This window comes from Mycolicibacterium aubagnense, from assembly GCF_010730955.1.
In the GTDB taxonomy this organism is placed as follows: domain Bacteria; phylum Actinomycetota; class Actinomycetes; order Mycobacteriales; family Mycobacteriaceae; genus Mycobacterium; species Mycobacterium aubagnense.
Genome location: NZ_AP022577.1, coordinates 3098433 through 3116272 on the forward strand (window position 1 = coordinate 3098433; position 17840 = coordinate 3116272).

Annotated in this window: 20 protein-coding genes; 10 read left to right on the forward strand and 10 right to left on the reverse strand. The window is 68.0% G+C overall.

Going from position 1 to position 17840, the window contains the following annotated elements:
* Positions 1 to 53 precede the first annotated feature (53 nt).
* From G6N59_RS15100 to G6N59_RS15110, 3 genes are read right to left on the reverse strand one after another with little or no spacing between them, the layout of a single operon-like run.
* On the reverse strand, positions 54 to 866 hold the full coding sequence (locus G6N59_RS15100) for an HAD family hydrolase (RefSeq protein WP_138233059.1): 813 nt from the start codon (positions 864 to 866) through the stop codon (positions 54 to 56).
* Entirely contained in the window at positions 866 to 1606 is a 741-nt protein-coding gene (locus tag G6N59_RS15105; RefSeq protein WP_138233060.1) for a lysophospholipid acyltransferase family protein, read from the reverse strand. Before G6N59_RS15105 ends, G6N59_RS15100 begins: the two co-directional genes overlap by 1 nt.
* A gap of 4 nt (positions 1607 to 1610) precedes the next feature.
* Positions 1611 to 2384 (reverse strand): lysophospholipid acyltransferase family protein, encoded by a 774-nt coding sequence (locus G6N59_RS15110; protein ID WP_138233061.1) that lies wholly within the window; start codon positions 2382 to 2384, stop codon positions 1611 to 1613.
* A gap of 70 nt (positions 2385 to 2454) precedes the next feature.
* Here G6N59_RS15110 and G6N59_RS15115 point away from each other — a divergent pair, with 70 nt between their 5' ends.
* The 3 genes from G6N59_RS15115 to G6N59_RS15125 are packed head-to-tail and all read left to right on the forward strand — an operon-like array spanning position 2455 to position 5086.
* The gene (locus G6N59_RS15115; protein ID WP_163911340.1) at positions 2455 to 3132 is read left to right on the forward strand and encodes a phosphotransferase; all 678 of its coding nucleotides are present in this window, start codon (positions 2455 to 2457) and stop codon (positions 3130 to 3132) included.
* Between the two features lie 59 nt (positions 3133 to 3191).
* Positions 3192 to 4742: a Rieske 2Fe-2S domain-containing protein gene (locus G6N59_RS15120; RefSeq protein WP_138233062.1), complete on the forward strand. Its 1551-nt coding sequence runs from the start codon at positions 3192 to 3194 to the stop codon at positions 4740 to 4742.
* Positions 4739 to 5086 carry a hypothetical protein gene (locus tag G6N59_RS15125; protein WP_138233063.1) on the forward strand — a complete coding sequence of 116 codons (348 nt, stop codon included), beginning with the start codon at positions 4739 to 4741 and terminating at the stop codon, positions 5084 to 5086. The genes G6N59_RS15120 and G6N59_RS15125 overlap by 4 nt, the downstream gene beginning before the upstream one ends.
* On the opposite strand, the gene G6N59_RS15130 is transcribed toward G6N59_RS15125, so the two are convergent.
* Complete coding sequence (locus tag G6N59_RS15130; protein WP_138233064.1) at positions 5083 to 6810, reverse strand: CocE/NonD family hydrolase; 1728 nt, start codon at positions 6808 to 6810, stop codon at positions 5083 to 5085. The genes G6N59_RS15125 and G6N59_RS15130 overlap by 4 nt on opposite strands.
* A gap of 85 nt (positions 6811 to 6895) precedes the next feature.
* Between G6N59_RS15130 and G6N59_RS15135 the strand changes: the two genes are divergently transcribed.
* Entirely contained in the window at positions 6896 to 7525 is a 630-nt protein-coding gene (locus tag G6N59_RS15135; protein ID WP_234884441.1) for a TetR/AcrR family transcriptional regulator, read from the forward strand.
* A gap of 84 nt (positions 7526 to 7609) precedes the next feature.
* Here the strand turns inward: G6N59_RS15135 and G6N59_RS15140 are convergent, their stop codons facing one another.
* The gene (locus G6N59_RS15140) at positions 7610 to 8422 is read right to left on the reverse strand and encodes a DUF5718 family protein (protein ID WP_138233066.1); all 813 of its coding nucleotides are present in this window, start codon (positions 8420 to 8422) and stop codon (positions 7610 to 7612) included.
* A 68-nt stretch (positions 8423 to 8490) separates the two neighbouring features.
* Positions 8491 to 9747, reverse strand: coding sequence for a serine--tRNA ligase (gene serS, locus G6N59_RS15145; RefSeq protein WP_138233067.1), 1257 nt, complete (start codon positions 9745 to 9747; stop codon positions 8491 to 8493).
* A gap of 110 nt (positions 9748 to 9857) precedes the next feature.
* Here serS and G6N59_RS15150 point away from each other — a divergent pair, with 110 nt between their 5' ends.
* The 3 genes from G6N59_RS15150 to G6N59_RS15160 are packed head-to-tail and all read left to right on the forward strand — an operon-like array spanning position 9858 to position 11915.
* Positions 9858 to 11315, forward strand: coding sequence for a septum formation family protein (locus tag G6N59_RS15150; protein WP_138233068.1), 1458 nt, complete (start codon positions 9858 to 9860; stop codon positions 11313 to 11315).
* Positions 11316 to 11317: 2 nt separating this feature from the next.
* The gene (locus G6N59_RS15155; protein ID WP_138233069.1) at positions 11318 to 11668 is read left to right on the forward strand and encodes a metallopeptidase family protein; all 351 of its coding nucleotides are present in this window, start codon (positions 11318 to 11320) and stop codon (positions 11666 to 11668) included.
* A 49-nt stretch (positions 11669 to 11717) separates the two neighbouring features.
* On the forward strand, positions 11718 to 11915 hold the full coding sequence (locus G6N59_RS15160) for a hypothetical protein (RefSeq protein WP_138233070.1): 198 nt from the start codon (positions 11718 to 11720) through the stop codon (positions 11913 to 11915).
* A gap of 3 nt (positions 11916 to 11918) precedes the next feature.
* Here G6N59_RS15160 and G6N59_RS15165 read toward each other — a convergent pair whose 3' ends face one another.
* On the reverse strand, positions 11919 to 12593 hold the full coding sequence (locus G6N59_RS15165) for a histidine phosphatase family protein (protein ID WP_138233071.1): 675 nt from the start codon (positions 12591 to 12593) through the stop codon (positions 11919 to 11921).
* Positions 12590 to 13495, reverse strand: coding sequence for a prephenate dehydratase (pheA, locus tag G6N59_RS15170; RefSeq protein ID WP_138233072.1), 906 nt, complete (start codon positions 13493 to 13495; stop codon positions 12590 to 12592). Before pheA ends, G6N59_RS15165 begins: the two co-directional genes overlap by 4 nt.
* A 121-nt stretch (positions 13496 to 13616) precedes the next feature.
* On the opposite strand from pheA, the gene G6N59_RS15175 reads away from it, so the two are divergent.
* The 3 genes from G6N59_RS15175 (at position 13617) to G6N59_RS15185 (ending at position 15949) form a co-directional block, all read left to right on the forward strand.
* A complete protein-coding gene (locus tag G6N59_RS15175; RefSeq protein ID WP_138233073.1) occupies positions 13617 to 14420 on the forward strand; it encodes a DUF2470 domain-containing protein in 804 nt (267 codons plus the stop codon).
* Between the two features lie 60 nt (positions 14421 to 14480).
* Entirely contained in the window at positions 14481 to 15248 is a 768-nt protein-coding gene (locus tag G6N59_RS15180; RefSeq protein WP_138233074.1) for a CPBP family intramembrane glutamic endopeptidase, read from the forward strand.
* Between the two features lie 152 nt (positions 15249 to 15400).
* The gene (locus G6N59_RS15185; protein WP_138233075.1) at positions 15401 to 15949 is read left to right on the forward strand and encodes a ferritin; all 549 of its coding nucleotides are present in this window, start codon (positions 15401 to 15403) and stop codon (positions 15947 to 15949) included.
* Between the two features lie 14 nt (positions 15950 to 15963).
* Here the strand turns inward: G6N59_RS15185 and G6N59_RS15190 are convergent, their stop codons facing one another.
* Positions 15964 to 16815 carry a glycerophosphodiester phosphodiesterase gene (locus tag G6N59_RS15190; RefSeq protein WP_138233076.1) on the reverse strand — a complete coding sequence of 284 codons (852 nt, stop codon included), beginning with the start codon at positions 16813 to 16815 and terminating at the stop codon, positions 15964 to 15966.
* 4 nt (positions 16816 to 16819) lie between these two features.
* Positions 16820 to 17821 carry a DUF4328 domain-containing protein gene (locus tag G6N59_RS15195; protein ID WP_138233077.1) on the reverse strand — a complete coding sequence of 334 codons (1002 nt, stop codon included), beginning with the start codon at positions 17819 to 17821 and terminating at the stop codon, positions 16820 to 16822.
* Between the last annotated feature and the right edge of the window lie 19 nt (positions 17822 to 17840).

Consider the following 17840-nt stretch of genomic DNA (forward strand, 5'->3'; position numbering starts at 1 on the left):
CAGCAAAAGTGCGAGAACAGGCCTGCTGGAATGCCGTTTCGACGGAAAGTGGGCTACAGCCACCAGCGCTCGAGCACCCGCGCCACACCGTCGTCGCTGTTGGTCGTGGTGACCTCGTCGGCGGCCGCCACGGCCTCCGGGTGCGCGTTGCCCATCGCGACGCCCAAGCCGGCCCAGGTCAGCATCGGGATGTCGTTGGGCATGTCGCCGAACGTCACCACGTCCTCGGCGCCCAGCCCCAGCGGGTGGATGATCTCGGCCACGCCGGTGGCCTTGCTGATACCCAACGGCACCACTTCGATCAGCCCGTTGTTGGTCGAATAGGTCAGGTCGCCCGTGATGCCGACATGCGGAGCCAGTGCCGCGGCCAGATCGGCGCTGTGCGCGCCGGCCTTGCGGATCAACAGCTTCACCGCCGGCACGCTGAGCATGTCCTCGACCGACACCTCGGTGTTGTCCGGGTTGTGCCAGGCGTGCTCGTAGCCGGGTGAGCTCGCGAACTGGGGCATGGACTCGTCGAACGCGGTGCGGCCCACCCGCTCGACTGCCAGTCCGACACCCGGGATCACCCGTGTGGCGATTTCGGCCAACTCGCCCAACGCATCCGGGCTCAAGGTGTGAGCCGAGATGATCCGGTCCGTGGCGGAGTCGTAGAGCACCGCGCCGTTGGCGCACACCGCCAGCGGCGCCAGCCCCAGCCCCTCCACCACCGGCGGAATCCAGCGGGGCGGCCGGCCGGTAGCGAGCACGAACTTGGCGCCGTTCGCGACCGCGGCTTGCACGGCGGCGCGTGTTCGCGGCGTCACCCGCTCATGGCTGTCGAGCAGCGTGCCGTCGACGTCGGTGGCGATCAGCGCCGGCAGCATCAGTGGCCCCCGGCTTCCCGGCGGGCACGTTCGGCCTTCTCCAGCACTTCTGCCTCCTCGGGCGTCGGGGCACCTCCGCCCAGCCGGCGCGGTACCCAGTACTCACCTGCCGGGTGCGGGTATTCCTCCTGCACGGCATGCAGTTGATCGGTCATGGTCTGCTGCAACATCGCCATCACCTCGGCGACCGGGCCGGCCGCCGAGGTGATCGGCGCTCCCACCCGAACAATGACCGGAATTTTCTTACGCCCCAGGCGCTTCGGGTGATCCTTGGTCCACACCCGGTGCACGCCCCACACGATCACCGGGATGATCGGCACCTGCGCGTCGAGCGCCATCCGCGCCACGCCGGTCTTGAACTCCTTGAGCTCGAAACTGCGGCTGATCGTGGCTTCCGGATATACCCCGACCAGTTCGCCCGCGCGCAGCCGCTCCACCGCGATCGGATACGCGTCGCCGCCGGAACTGCGGTCGACCGGGATGAGCCCCGCCTGTTTGACCAGGAAATTGCCCATCGGCACCTGCTGCACCTCGGCCTTGAGCATGAAGCGGACCCGACGCCGCCGATGGGTGGCGGCCAGCCCGGCCGGCAGGAAGTCGACGTAAGCGGTGTGGTTGATGGCGATCACCGCGCCACCGGTATCCGGAATGTGTTCCAGCCCTTGATAAGTGATCCGGGTTCCGGTAGCGACGACCACCGCCTTGGCGGCAATCTCGATGCCGCGGAAGACTGGCTCCATGGCGCTACTCAGGCGCCCCTTCCGCCTGCCGCGCCGCCCGCCGGGCCGCCTTCTCGCGAGCTTCGTCGAGATCCATCTGGTCGGCCTCGGCCAGCGTCGGCGCACCGCCGCCCAACCGGTGCGGCACCCAGAACTCGCCGGCCGGGTGCTCCCCGTAGGCGTCCTGGACCTCCGACAGCAGGTGCTGCATGCGGGCGTGCAGCAGCGCGGTCAATTCGGCCGCCGGCAGCGTCGGGTAGATGGGCTCGCCGACGTGGATGTAGATGGGCACCTTGGGGCGGCGCATGTTGCGCGGATGACCCTTGGTCCAGATCCGCTGAGCACCCCAGATGATGTGCGGGACGATCGGCACGTCGGCCTCGATGGCCATGCGGGCCGCGCCCGACTTGAACGCCTTGATCTCGAAGCTGCGGCTGATCGTGGCCTCGGGGTAGACGCCGACGAGCTCTCCCAGTTTGAGTTGCTTGACCGCCTCTGCATACGAGTCGGCGCCGCTGCCGCGGTCGACGGGGATGTGGCGCATCTTGCGCATCAGCCAGCCGCCGTACTTGTTGTCGAAGACTTCCTTCTTCGCCATGAACCGCACCTTGCGGCCCCGCTTCTGCAGGACAGCGGGCAACCCGGCGAAGGTGAAGTCGAAGTAGCTGGTGTGGTTGATGGCGACCACCGCACCGCCGCTGACCGGCAGGTTCTCTACGCCCGTGACGGTGAACTTCAAGCCCTGCACGCGCCACACCGTGCGCGCCAGCTTGATTGCCGTGCCATATACCGGTTCCACGGGCAACAGCCTAGTGCGGACCGTCGGTACCGTGCGTGGAAGGCATACGAAGGTAGGCCACCCTGTAGAGGTGACCTTCCCAACCGGCCCGGTACCTGTTCCCGACGTCGTCGACGCACTCGCCGCCGGCCGTCCTGTGGCCCCGGTCTGGGTGAACGAACTCGGCGGCGTGACGTTCGCCATCGGCACCGGCGACGAGTATGTGAAGACCTACCCGGCCGATCACGCACCACTGCTGACCGACGAGGCGGTCCGGCTGCGCTGGGCCGGGCAGTACATCGCTGTCCCGCCCGTGCTGGGCGAGGGCGCGGGCTGGCTGCACACCGCGGGGTTGCCCGGGTATTCCGCCGTCGACCCTCGGTGGGCCGACGATCCCGAGACCGCGGCCCACGCGATCGGGGCCGGCCTGCGTGCCATGCACGACGCGCTGCCCGTCGAGGACTGCCGGTTCGGGCGCCCGTCGTGGGTCCCCGCCGACCCGGCCGGGCCGGACCCGGACCGGCTCGTCGTCTGCCACGGTGACGCCTGCGCACCCAACACCCTGATGAGCGCCGACGGCGCGTTCATCGGACACGTCGACGTCGGGGACCTCGGGGTAGCCGACCGGTGGGCGGACCTGGCCATCGCCACCATGTCCCTCGACTGGAGCTACCCCGGCAACTACGAGGCCGCCCTGCTGGACGCCTACGGGGTGGCACGGGACGAAGCCCGCATCGACTACTACCGCGCGCTCTGGGACGCCGGCTGACACAGCTGGACATCCAGCTAGACTCGCTGGCGAACTCGTCACCGCCAAAAGGGGCATTTGTGCAGGTCACAAGCGTTGGACACGCCGGATTCCGGATCGATACGGCCGCGGGCAGCATTCTGTGCGACCCGTGGGTGAACCCTGCCTACTTCGCATCGTGGTTCCCGTTCCCGGACAACAGCCAGCTGGACTGGGACGCCCTCGGCAACTGCGACTACCTGTACGTCAGCCACCTACACAAGGACCACTTCGATCCGGAGCACCTGCGCGCCCACGTCAACAAGGACGCGACGGTGCTGCTGCCGGACTACCCGGTGCCGGACCTGCGCCGCGAACTCGAAGCCCTGGGCTTCCATTCGTTCTTCGAGACCACCGATTCGGTGAAGCACCGCGTGAGCGGCCCGAAGGGCGATCTGGACGTGATGATCATCGCCCTGCGCGCCCCGGCCGACGGCCCGATCGGCGACTCGGGCCTGGTGGTGTCCGACGGCGAGACGGTCGCGTTCAACATGAACGATGCCCGCCCCATAGATTTGGATGTCCTGGACTCGGCCTTCGGCAACGTCGACGTGCACATGCTGCAGTACTCGGGCGCCATCTGGTACCCGATGGTCTACGACATGCCGGCCCGCGCCAAGGAAGCGTTCGGCACCCAGAAGCGGCAGCGCGGGATGGACCGGTGCCGCCAGTACATCGCGCAGGTCGGGGCCACCTGGGTGGTGCCCTCGGCCGGCCCGCCCTGCTTCCTGGACCCCGAATTACGTTGGCTCAACGACGATCACGACGACCCGGCGAACATCTTCCCGGACCAGGTGGTGTTCCTGGATCAGCTGCGCCGGCACGGCCACGACCGCGGGCTGCTGATGATCCCCGGCACGGTGGCCGCGTTCACCGGCTCCACGCTGGACTCACTGGTGCACCCGATTCCCGACGCCGAAGCCGAAGCCATCTTCACCACCGGCAAGGCCGAGTACATCGAGGCCTACGCGCAGCGCATGGCGCCCGTACTCGCCGCCGAAAAGGCCTCGTGGGCACCGGCTTCCGGTGACTCCCTACTGGAGCCGCTGCGGGCAAAGTTCGAGCCCATCATGGTGCAGAGCGACCAGATCTGCGACGGCATCGGCTACCCTGTCGAGCTCCGGATCGGCGCCGAAACCGTGGTGCTGGACTTTCCGAAAAGGGCGGTGCGGGAAGCGATTCCGGACGAGAAGTTCCGGTACGGCTTCGGCATCGCGCCCGAACTGGTGCGCACCGTGCTGCGCGACGACGAGCCGGACTGGGTGAACACCATCTTCCTGTCCACGCGCTTCGAGGCGTGGCGGGTCGGCGGCTACAACGAGTACCTGTACACGTTCTTCAAGTGCCTCACCGACGAGCGCATCGCTTACGCCGACGGCTGGTTCGCCGAGGCACACGACACCTCGGCGTCGATCGAGCTGGGCGGCTACGAGATTCAGCGCCGGTGCCCGCACCTGAAGGCCGACCTGTCGAAGTTCGGGATCGTCGAGGGCAACACCCTGACCTGCAATCTGCACGGCTGGCAGTGGAACCTGGACAACGGCCGCTGCCTGACGTCCAAGGGCCACGAATTGCGGAGCGCCAAGCGGTGACCAGCGCCCACTCGGACGCGCACTACGACGACGGCCAGATCTTCCTGGACCGGCAGGCGATCACGTTGCGTCGCTATCACTTTCCGTCGGGCACATCGAAGATCATCCCGCTGGGCTCGATCCGCGGCTACAGGTCGGAGTCGCTCGGTTTCATCATGGACCGGTTCCTGATCTGGGGCGGCACCGACCCGCGCCGGTGGCTGCCGCTCGACATCTGGCGGCCCATCAAGTCGACGCTGGTGACCCTCGACGTCGTCGGCACGACGCCCGCGCCGGCATGTACTCCATTGCGGCCCAAGGAGTTCCTGAAGGTGCTCGACGAGTTGTTGGCCAGCCGCGACTAGCGCGAAGGTTCGGGCGCATCACCGAGCCCCGCCGTCAGACCTGCCCCGGGGATAGCGGGTACCCGCAATAGTGCGGGTCGGTCGGCACCCCAATGCAGGGTGCATAGTGCCGGCCTGCCGCTGACATACCACCCCGGAAAGCCGCCGAAGAGCGGGTTGCGTGGTGCCAACGGCCGACCCGCGACGATGAGACGGAGTTGCTCCCCGGCACGAAAAATGGTGGCTGAGGGGCCCAGCGCTACCCGGACCGGGACGATCTGGCCCGGCTCAAGCGGTTGGGGTCGGAGAAATGTATGTATAGGCGCAACCGGTGTGCCGTGCACTGGATCAAGTTCTCGCAGGGACGCCCGCTGCCAGCCGGTGGCGATGCGGTCGCGACCGAAACCGTATGAACCTTCGAACGGAATCCATTGATTGCCAACCCATTTCTCGACACCGACGAACAGTCCGACGTCGTCGGCGCCATCCACCGACACCCATAGGTCCAGGCTCATCGGTCCGGTCAGTTCGAGATCGCCACGGACACCGACGGTGAACGCAGCGGCACGGCGTCGGGTGTGGAAGGTGACCGATCCGTCGACCGCCACCGGCGCGGTGGTGAGTACGCCACCGTCGGCCAGGTACAGGCTGCGCCACTCGGTCTGCGGCAACGGCCACTCCTGCTCGGTGCGAACCTGGGCGATGACGTCGCCACGTTCCCGGACTTCGAGCCGGACCACCGGAGGCTTGGGCACCTCGCGGTGTTTGAGGTATCGATCGAAGAAGCCCAGCTGCGCCTGCGGTGCATCGTCGCTGTAGAACGTCGCCCACTTTCCACCGCGGTGGGTGTACATGAATTTGTCTGTGGAACTGACGTTTTCGAACGCACGGAAAGACCCGCGGCTGTGCAGGTTGTTGTCGGAGAAGCTGGCGCAGACGAGCATTGGCACCTCGATCTTGGCCAAGTCGGGCACCATCGATTGCCACCACTGATCCCGTAGCGGGTGGGCCTTGCGCTGCGTGCCGAGGTCCTCGGCGCACCGCATGCCGCGTCGCACCGCCGTCTGCCAAATTCGGGAGAAGCCGTTCTCGACAATCCCTCCGGGGGTGAACAGGTCCCGATAGGCGTCGGTCAGCCCTTCCCAAGGACAGATCGCCTTGAGGCTTGGCGGGTGCAGTGCGGCCGCCTTGTATTGCGACATCGCAAGATAAGACACTCCCAGCATTCCGACGTTGCCGTCAGACCATGGCTGCGCCCCGGCCCATTCGATGATGTCGTACACATCGCGACCCTCTTGGTCGGAGAACAATGCACCGATGCCGCCCGAGGTACCCGCCCCCCGCAGATCGGCGTTGACCACGGCATAGCCCCGCGCTACCCACCACGCCGGATCCGGCGCTTCCCAAGAAGTCAGTGCCGAAAACCGCACCGCGTGTGGCTGGCGCAGGATGCGGTATTGCGAACTGAAGCGCCACCGGCCCCACACGCGTGTGGGCAACTTGTCCTTGCCGTACGGGTGCGCGGACAGGATCACCGGAAACGGTCCGTCGCCCGGTGGGCGGTACACGTTGACCCGCAGCGTGACGCCATCGCGGACCCGGACCGCGACGTTGTGCTCGATCAGCAACTCGGGCGGCCGCGACACCTGCACGGGCGGCCGGACGATGCCGCGAATGCGCGCGGCGGCGTAGCGCACCGCGCCGGCACGCTTCCACGGACGGTCATAGATCTGATTCGAGCTCATGCCGGGACCTCCAGTTCACGCATTGACTTGAGTGGCACTCAATTCGATTAGAGTAGCACTCAATCAATCGCATAGAATGTGCGTTGTGAGCGACAAGCGGACGAGGAACGTCACCCGACGACGAGAGGCGGGGGCGGCCTCGCGCGCGCAGACGCGACGGCTGCTGGTAGTAGCGGCCGGCGAGGAGTTCGCTCGCGTCGGGTATGTCGCGGCGACGGTGAGCCGGATCGCCGAGAATGCCGGGGTCACAGTGCAAACGCTCTACCTGGCATGGGGTAGCAAGCACGCACTGCTGCGGGCCTATCTGGAGAGCACCTTGGCCCCCGACGCCTCGCCATCCGGGGAACACTTCGCGGCCCAGCTCCACCCCGATACGCCGGCGGGAGTTGTCACCCAGATTGCCGCGCTGTTCTGCGGTGTCGCGCAACGCTGCGCGGTGGCCTGGCAGGCCTACCGCGACGGTGCCGCAGTGGACGCGGCCATCGCCGAGGACTGGCGGCAGATCCAGGCACTGCGCCGGAACACGCTGTCTACCCTGTTGGCCACGATTCCCGATGGGGCACTGCGGGTTTCGCGAGAGGATGCCATCGACACCGTATGGGCCGTGGCCAGTCCAGCCATGTATGCAGTGCTGATATCGGACGCCGGCTACACCATCGAACGATTCCAAACCTGGATCGCCACCACCCTGCAGGCCGCGATCCTGCACCCCTAGACCCCAGAGGGGGGTCTGACGCCGCGGTGCGCAGCGCCGGCTGAACGCGAAGCCATCACACGCGGCGTCCCGCTGGGATGCGGGCTAGCTTCCCGCGGCGCGCACCGTCTGCCGCAGTTCCGAGACGTCGTCGGAGACGGTGTCGTACACGCGCACGACGGCCTGGTCACCCGGCTTGAGGTAGGTCGACTCGCCCAGCTCGGTGTAGCGCGTCGCGCCGATGCCGACGAGCAGGCGCGTCGGGTGACCGCTGGCGACCATCAGGGCACCGACGTCTTCCAAAGGCGTGTCGTCCGAACCCTTCTGGTTGGCCAGCCGGTCGACGATCCAGTCCAGCAGCTGCGTCCCGTAGTACGAGTAGCCCAGCAGCGGGCTGTCCTGGCCGTACGCGTGCTCGGTACCGGTGCCGTCGTCCAGGAAGCTGGCCAGCCGCAGCGACGACGTCGGGCCGTCGGGGCTCAAGTCGTCGATCTCGAAGAACCGAGGGGCCACGCCCTTGGACGCCGGACCCCAGTTCTTCTTGTGGCTGATCTTCGGGGCACCCGGCCGGCGGATCGAGCAGTCGTTGAACGCACCCAGTGCGAACGGCCGCAGCCCCACCACCCGGTCGCCCGACCACGACACCTCGCACGCCAGCCCGACCTCGGGCTCGATCTGCAGGTTCAGCGGGGTGTCACTCACCGGCAGGATCACCGCGTCCGTCGACAGCGGGAACTCCCCGAGGAAGGTGCCACTACCCGGCGCGTACCACGGGAAGATGCCCTTGGGCGCCCCGCCCTCCGATCGGACGTTCACGAAATCGACTGCCTCCCCGGCCTGTTCGAGGTGCCCGGCGAAGTTACCCGCCACCCCGAAGCCGAACCAGCCGCGCATGTCGTCCAGGTCGAGATCGATCATGGCTGCCACCCTACTGGGGCCGTGACCAGCACCGGGTTTCCACCGTCATGCCCCCGCCGACGTGGTTCCTACTTGGGCTGTAACACCGAGGTGCCGACGTACGGCACCAGCGCCTCGGGCACCCGGACGCTGCCGTCGGGCTGCTGGTGGTTCTCCAGGATGGCCACCAGCCAACGGGTGGTGGCCAGGGTGCCGTTGAGCGTGGCTGCCGTCTGCGGCTTGCCGTTCTCGTCGCGGTACCGGGTGGACAGGCGCCGGGCCTGGAACGTGGTGCAGTTCGAGGTCGACGTCAGTTCGCGGTAGGCCTGTTGCGTCGGGACCCAGGCCTCGCAGTCGTACTTGCGGGCGGCCGACGAACCGAGATCGCCTGCCGCGACGTCGATCACGCGGTAGGGCACCTCGATCATGGCCAGCATCTGGCGCTGCCAGCCGAGCAGCTTCTGGTGCTCGGCCTCGGCGTCTTCGGGCTTGCAGTAGATGAAGGCCTCGACCTTGTCGAACTGGTGCACGCGGATGATTCCGCGGGTGTCCTTGCCGTAGCTGCCGGCTTCCCGGCGGAAGCACGACGACCAGCCGGCATACCGCAGTGGGCCCGCGGACAGGTCCAAGATCTCGTCGGAGTGGTAACCGGCCAGCGGCACCTCCGACGTCCCGACGAGATACAAGTCGTCGGCTTCGAGGCGATAGATCTCGTCGGCGTGCGCACCCAGGAATCCGGTGCCGCGCATGACTTCCGGGCGCACCAGCACCGGCGGGATCATGAGCGTGAACCCGTTCTCGGTGGCCAGCCGGACGGCCAGTTGCAGCAAGCCGAGCTGCAGCAGGGCGCCCTGGCCCGTCAGGAAGTAGAACCGCGAGCCGGACACCTTGGCGCCGCGCTCCATGTCCAGCAGCCCGATGGCCTCGCCCAGTTCCAGGTGGTCCTTCGGGTTGTCGATGGCCGTGGGGGTACCCACGACGTCCAGCACCTCGAAGTCGCTCTCGCCACCGGCGGGCACGCCGTCGATGATGACGTTGCCGATCGCCATGTGCGCGGCGGTGAACGCCTCTTCGGCCGCGCCCCCGCGTGCTTCGGCGGACTTGACCACCGCGGAAAGTTCCTTGGCCTTCTCCAGCAGTGCGGGCCGCTCTTCCGGTGAGGCCGCGCCGACGAGCTTGCTCGCCGCCTTCTGATTGGCTCGTGCGGTGTCGGCCTCGGCGATGGCGGCGCGCCGGGCCGCGTCAGCATCCAGCAGCGCATCCACAAGGCCAGGGTCTTCGCCACGGGACCGCTGCGACGCCCGCACCCGGTCCGGATCTTCGCGCAACAGCTTGAGGTCGATCACGGGCGTCAGACTACTTTTCGCACCGCGACCATGTCCCTAGCGGGGCCGGGCCACAACCACATAACGTTACAACTGCAACTCTTGTCACAGCTCTAGCTGCGACTGTCACAATGGAACCGATGTTGGACGCACCCGCGGCGGTCGAACCGGGCCTGGATACGCCCCCCGACGAACCGAAGACGACGACCACCTGGCGGCAACGCATGCACGGCATGCATGTCACCGGGACTCAACGCGCGCTCGTCCTCACCGCGCTCGGCGGACTGCTCATCGCCGGGATCCTCACCGTCATGCCCGACGGCTCGCTCGGCCCGACCGGGCTCGGCTTCACAGGCGGCCGCGTCAACGCCAGCCGGGTCAGCGACACGCTGGACCACGCCAAGCCCGGCGACTGCCTGAACTGGCCGGACCGCTCGCCGGACGCCGTCGAGATCGTCGACTGCAAGAACGAACACCGCTTCGAGGTCGCTGAATCGCTCGACATGCGCACCTTCCCGGGCAGTGAGTACGGCCCCAACGCCGCGCCGCCGTCCGACGCCCGGATCAAGCAGATCAGCCAGGAGCAGTGCCAGAACGCGGCGCGCGACTACCTCGGACCGCGCTTCGATCCGAACGGGAAGTTCGCCGTCAGCCTGGTCTGGTCCGGTGACAAAGCCTGGAAGACCAAGGGCCAGCGCCGCATGCTGTGCGGTCTGCAGTTGCTCGGCCCGAACAGCCAGCAGCTGGCCTACAAGGGCAAGGTCGCCGACGTCGACCAGTCCAAGGTCTGGCCGGCCGGCACCTGCCTCGGCATCGACCCCGCGACCAACCAGCCCATCGACATCCCGGTCGACTGCTCGGCGCCGCACGCCATGGAGGTCACCGGTGCGGTCAACCTGGGCGACAAGTACCACGACGTCATGCCCGCCGAGCCTGACCAACTGGCTTACATCAAGGACACCTGTACCAAGTCCACCGATGAGTACCTGGCTCCGGTTCAGCTGCGCGGCACCACGCTGACCCTGGTCTACAGCTCGATCTCGCTGCCCAGCTGGACGGCCGGCAGCCGCCAGGTGTCGTGCAGTATCGGCTCGTCCCTCGGCAACGGCGGCTGGTCGACGCTGGTCAACAGCGCCAAGGGGCCGCTGATGATCAACGGGCAGTCGCCCGCCGCGCCGCCGGCCATCCCCGAGGAACGGCTGAACCTCCCGCCGATCCCGGTCATCGAGCCGCCGGTGGACACGTCGTCGCAGGGCGCGTCCTCGTCGCAGGGCTCCTCGTCGCAAGGTTCGCAGTCCGGCCAGAACCAGAGCGGCCAGCAGACCTCGCAGACGCCGCAGGGCAACCAGCACATGCCGGGCCAGACCGACACGTCGAACCAGCACGGCACCACCCCCGCAGGCACCCCTCAACAGCAACAGGGCAACACCTTCCTCAACGGTCCGCCGCCCCCACCGGCCGTGCCGGGCTCCGGCGCTCCCCTCGAGGGCCCGATGGAGGATGAGCCCGCACCTGCCGCACCGCCGGCCGGGCCCGTGGGCGCCGGGGCACCCCCTGGGCCGGTCGTGGCGCCGCCACCCGCGCCGTAACCATGCCCGTACGCATGGGTCGGCAGCGGTTCGAGGAACTGGTGTCCGACGCGCTCGACCTGATCCCGCCCCGACTCGCCGCGGCGCTCGACAACGTCGTGGTGCTGGTGCAACCGCGGCACCCGGACGAACCCGACATCCTCGGGCTATACGAAGGCGTCGCCCTCACCGAGCGCGATTCGTTCTACGCGGGCGCGCTGCCCGACACCATCACGATCTATCGCGATGCCCTGCTGGACATGTGCGACTCCGAGGAAGAGGTGGTCGACGAGGTCGCCATCACGGTGATCCACGAGGTCGCGCACCATTTCGGCATCGACGACGCGCGACTGCACGAGCTGGGCTGGGGTTGAGCAGCGCGGCACCCCGATTTTGTCGGACCGCGGTGTTACAACAGAGGCCATGAGCACCACCTGCCGCAACTGCGTGGACGGGCTGGCGCACTGCCACGGCACGGTCATCGTGCACGTCGGTCAGCCCGCCGAATGCACCGATGAAACGTGCGCGCTGCCCGAATCCGAACACGCGTTGCGCATCGACTGCGACGTCGTCGGCTGCGGCTGCGCAGAGCCCGCTGTGGGACTGCGCGCCACGGGGTAGTCGTCAGCCCATGGGGTCGGGCGCCGGAGGCGCCTCGGGATCATGTCCCGGGTAGAACGGCGGCAGCACCGCTCCCCACTGCACGCAGCTCCATCGCCCATCCGTGATCGGGCTGAGCACCACGCATTGCCCGTTGCCCAGGTGATGCTCCAACGCGAAATCCGCGTCCACACCGGCCATTTGCGCGGCCACCAGGCGGATCGCGGCGCCATGGCTCACCACCAGGATGTCGCCGGCCCAGTCGTGGTTGTCCAGATTGCGCAGCCGCAGGTTCGTCAGCACCGGTACATACCGGTCCAGCACCTCGCGCCCGGTCTCCCCACCGGGCATCGCGACATCCAGCTTGCCCCGCTGCCAGTCCTCGTACCGGGCTTCGAACTGCTCGATGGCCTCTGCGTCACTCCGGTCTTCCAGGTCGCCGACCTGCACCTCGTGGATGCCGTGGGCCTCGACCGGTTCGAGTCCGAGCCCGTCCGCGATGTCGGCGGCCGTTTGAATCGCGCGCTGCGCCACCGAATGCACCACCAGACCGACGGGGTGCGCCCAATCGATCCCGAAGTCGCGCGCCTGTTGATGGCCGAGCTGCGTCAGCGGCGCGCCGGGCGGCCGGGTGTCCAACCGCTTGGCGACGTTCGCCTCCGACTGCCCGTGCCGCACCAGAACCAAGCGCCCACTCATGTCCGGTCCCCCTCTCTCAACTCCGCCAACCACTGCGCCGCCTCATCGGTGACCGGCGGCGCCGCGCCGGCGGCCACCCCCGTCGGCCACGAACCCAGGTACCGCACGTCGGCCACCCGCCGGTGCAGCGCCTTCAGTGCCTCGGCGACCGGTGCGTCGTCGATATGTCCGACGCAGTCCAGGAAGAAGATGTAGGTGCCCAATTCCGTTCTGGTGGGCCGAGATTCGATGCGGGTCAGGTCGATGTCCCGGATGGAGAACTCGGTCATGGCAGCCACCAGGGCACCTGGTTCGTTGCGCAGCCGAAGGACGACGGACGTGCGGTCGGCGCCGGTGCGCGGCGGCGGCGGACCGGGCCGGCCGACGAGCACGAAACGTGTTCTGGCATTGGGTTCGTCGACCACACCGTCGGCCAGCGAGTCCAATCCCCACCGCGCGGCCGCCAGCGCGGTACTCACACCCGCGTCGACCGTGCCTTCGGAAACCTGCTGCGCCGCACCGGCATTCGAGATCGCAGGGACCAGGGTGGCGTGCGGCAGCCGTTCGGCCAGCCAGCGGCGCACCTGGGCGGCAGCCACGGGGAACGCCGCGACCGTCGACACCGCGTCGGCGGCCACCCCGGGCCGGACGACGATGCTGAACGCGACGTCCAGCGTGTGCTCGGCGAAAATCTGCACCCCGCTGCCGGACGACAGGCTGTCCATGGTCGGCAGCACCGAACCCTCGATCGAGTTCTCGATCGGCACGCACGCGTAGTCCGCGGCCCCCAGGCGAACGGCTTCCACGGCCGCGCTCGAGCTGTCACAAGCGACTGGTTCGAAACCCGGCTTGTCCGCGACCAACTGCAGCATGGCCGCTTCAGTGAAGGTGCCTTGCGGCCCGAGATAGGCGATGCGTGCCACGCCGCAACCCTACTGGCTACCGGTCCGGCAGAGCTCGCGACGCGGTCCTTTCGATGGGCCTTGCGCCGACACCCATCGGTAGTTAACTTAGGCTTACCTCACTTACTAGCGAAGGCGGGACATGCGCGACCTCACGACGACAATCGCAGCACCGACCACAGCCGAACGCGTCCGTAGCGCGTGCGCCCGAGCTGCAGACGCGATGCTGGCCGCCGACGGCGTCACTCCGACCACCACACCGGTCCACCACCTGCTCGCCGACGGCTCCGTCGCGCTGACGATGCCGGCAGCAGGACCACTCGCCGCCACGGTGACCGCCGCCGGAACCGGCGGCGTCGCCGCCATGCTGGAGCTCACCGACCTGGCCGCCCTGCCGCTGCGCGAGCGGGTGCGCTCCCTCGTCTGGTTCCGCGGCCGCCTTCTCGAGGTCCCCCCGGCACGGGTCCCGGCCATGCTCGACCTGGTCGCCTCCGAGAACCCTCACCCGGCATTGCTCCAGGTGAACGCCGGCTCTGGCCACGACGAAACCGACCCGCCCTCCGCGCTGGTCCGCCTCGAGATCGAGTCGGTCGTGGTAGCCGACGCCACCGGCGCCGAGTCAGTGCCCGTCGGGGCGCTCCTGGACGCCCGGCCGGACCCGTTCTGCGCCATGGAGTCGCATTGGGTGCAGCACATGGAGAGCGCACACCGCGACATGGTCGACCGGCTCGCCAGCCGGCTGCCGATGGCGCTGCGCCACGGCCACGTGCGCCCGCTGGGCCTGGACCGCTACGGCGTGCAGCTACGCGTCGAGCGCGAAGACGGCGACCACGATGTCCGGCTGCCGTTCAGCAAGCCCGTCGACGACGTCACCGGCCTCAGCCGCGCCATCCGCATGCTGATGGGCTGCCCGTTCCTCAACGGGCTGCGGGCACGCAGGATCTGAGCGCGCCGATGAGCCGCTTGCGCGACGAGCGATAGCTACGCGCCGGTTACGGTAGCTGCGATGACCGGGCCGCAGCAGGAGCACACCGAACGTCGCGCGCTGCGCATCGAGATCGCCGTGGTGCTGGCGGTGACGTTCGGCCTGTCGGCCTACACGGCAATGGTCAGCCTGGCCGAGGCCGTCATTCTCGGCTTGTCCGGGCAGAAGGTCGCGCTCAATCACCGTCGCTCGCCGATCGACTTCATCGACTTCTTGCTCAATCTGAGCCCGGTCCTCACCCTGGCCGGTTGGGGTTGCCTGGCCCTGTACCTGTTGTGGCGCACCGGCTTCCGGCCCGCGGCGATCGGGCTCGGCCGGTTCCGGTGGCGCCCCGACCTCTTGGGCGGCCTGGGACTCGCCGCGCTGATCGGACTGCCCGGACTCGGGCTTTACGTGGCCGGCAGGGCTCTGGGCATCGGCGTCGACGTGGTGCCGAGCACGCTCGGCGACACCTGGTGGCGGATTCCGGTCCTGCTGCTGACGGCGTTCGCCAACGCCTGGGCCGAGGAGATCGTCGTCGTCGGGTTCCTCCTGACCCGGCTCCGCCAATTGGACGTGTCCCCCACCAAATCGCTGGCCTTGTCGGCGCTGCTGCGCGGCAGCTATCACCTGTACCAGGGGTTCGGCGCCGGGCTCGGCAACATCGCGATGGGGCTGGTGTTCGGCTACGCCTGGCGTCGCACCGGCCGGTTGTGGCCGTTGATCATCGGACACGGCGTGATCGATGCGGTGGCATTCGTCGGCTACGCGTTGGCCGCCCACCATTTGGGTTGGTTGCACTCGGCGTAATTCCCGCGGCCCCGGCCAAGCCTTACCTGTATTTCCATTCAGCAATTCGAATTTCAATATATTGCGTCGGTCACACCCGGTAAGGATACGCTTTCCTGAATTAGGTTGACCTTGCATGACAGGGCCCTCTGACCTGCACTATCTTCGTTTCCATGCCCGACGTGACGCGCCTCGAGACGAAATTCCACCAGCTCCTGCAGGAACAGATTCGGAGCGAATTCGGCGCGTCTCAGCAATACATTGCGGTCGCCGTTTACTTCGACGGAGAAGACCTGCCCCAGCTCGCCAAGCACTTCTACGCACAGGCCGTCGAGGAACGCAACCACGCCATGATGCTGGTGAAGTACCTACTCGACCGGGACATCGAGGTCGAGATTCCCGGCGTCGATCCGGTGCGTAACAGCTTCACCTCGCCGACCGACGCCCTCAAGCTCGCGCTCACCCAGGAACGTGTGGTCACCGAGCAGATCAGCCGGTTGGCCAGCGTGGCCCGCGAAGAGGGCGACTACCTCGGCGAGCAGTTCATGCAGTGGTTCCTCAAAGAGCAGGTCGAAGAGGTCGCGACCATCACCACGCTGGTGAAGATCGCCGACCGCGCCGGGGAAAACCTGTTCAACCTCGAGGATTTCGTCGCACGTGAGCTTGCCGGTGCCGGTGCCGCCGACCCGACCGCACCCGAAGCCGCCGGTGGCAACCTCTAGGCCGGACGACGTACCTAGGTTTCCGCGTCCTGGCCGGCGGGACCCGCGCCGGTGAGCCCGTTCTGCAACCAGTCCTTCGTGCGGCCCGGGTGATTGGTGGCGACCCAACCGACGCCGAGATCCGCGCAGTAACGCACGTCCTCGTAGTGGTCGACGGTCCAGCAGTACAGCGCACGCCCATGCGCGGCGGCGTGGTCGACCAGTTCGGGATGCTCACGCAGCGTCGTGATGGAGGGACCCACCGCCGTCGCGCCGACGGTCGTCGAGGCACTGCCCCCCAGGTACCGCGACGTCTCGCCGAGTAGCACGGTCGGCAGCATCGGCGCCGCGCGGCGGATCCGCCACACCGCGGCCGCCGAGAACGACATCACCACGGCGCGAGCGAGATCTGCCGACGCCGGCGCCGCGATACCGTAGCGGTGCAGAAGCGCCAGCACCTTGCTCTCGACCAGCGCTCCGTACCGCACCGGATGCTTGGTCTCGATGAACAGCTTCACCGGGCGGCCCCACTCGAGCGCCAGCCGGATCAGCTCGTCGAGGGTGAGCAGACCGGCCGCGCTCTGGCCGCCTTCCGCACGACTGGAATGCCACGCGCCGTAATCCAATTCGCGAAGCTGGGCCAGGCTCATCTCGCTGACCAACCCGGTGCCGTTGGACGTGCGGTCCACCTTGCGGTCGTGCACGCACACCAGATGCCCGTCGCGAGTCAGCCGGACATCGCATTCGAGACCGTCCGCGCCCTGGCTCAGGGCCAGCTCGTAGGCCGCCAGGGTGTGCTCGGGCCGCTCGGCCGATGCCCCGCGGTGCGCCACCACGAAAGAGTTGTTGCGCGTGCCGTCTGTGCCGCCACTGCCGTCCACGCCCATGGTCCTATGCTGCCGGTTCCTCCGGCGCGGGCTCAACCGGAACCGCCGATTCGGTGGCCGACACCTCTGTTTCGTCTGTTTCTTGTGCCCCGACGACCACCCAGCGGTGTGCGGGTGCATCCGCCTGCGTGCGTTCGAAGGCGTCATAGACGCGCAGGACCGTGGCCAGCGCCAGCATGCCCATCAGGTACGCGATGACCGTCACCTCGGTGTTGTCGGCGATGCCCTGCGGGTCGGTCGCGAACATGCCCCCGATGGACCAGACGACAACCAGACCCGAGACGGCCCAGATGGACCACCAGATGCCGATGGGACGGCGCAACGCGCTCATCCGGTTCTCGGCCGTCGCCATCTCGCTGACGAACACCGGTGCGAGGAACATGTTCACCACGGGGACGAGGCAGCCCGCCCGCAAGACCCAGAGGCGGCGCGGGTCGGTGGTGCCGGCCCGGTGGTAGGCGGCTGCGCGGCGGGCGATCAGCCAATTGGTCAGCACGATTGCGACCGCAAGCACCGTGAACAGCGCGACGACGCTGGCCGCGACGCCCAGCCAACTGCCCGCGATCGCCACCCACGGGTTGAGCAGCACCGTGCGGTTGATCAGTAACAGGATGTAGCGCACGACGTGCATCAGGGCCGCGGCACCGAGCGCGATCATCGCGATGGCCGCGACGCCCTGCACCGTCCCGATCGACGGTCCACGGCGGGTCGTTTCCGGCTCCGCAGCCTGCCCAGAGACCTGCTCGTCGAACTCCTCGGTCAGGCCCCATCGCGGAATGTGATCGTAGTGAGGCGTCGGCCCCAGCGGCGGTTGGTGTCGCCGCGGCTTCGGCGCCGGGCCGGGACGGACTGCGATCCACCGGTATCCACGCGACGACTTCGCCTGCCCGGCGGCCGGCACCTGCGCGACAGGCGCCAACAACGGACCGCGACAGCGCGGGCACCACTGACGCTGGCGATCACGCACGTTCCAACGCGTCGCGCACCGGGAGCAGACCTGGATCACGGAACCAGCCTACGGGCCG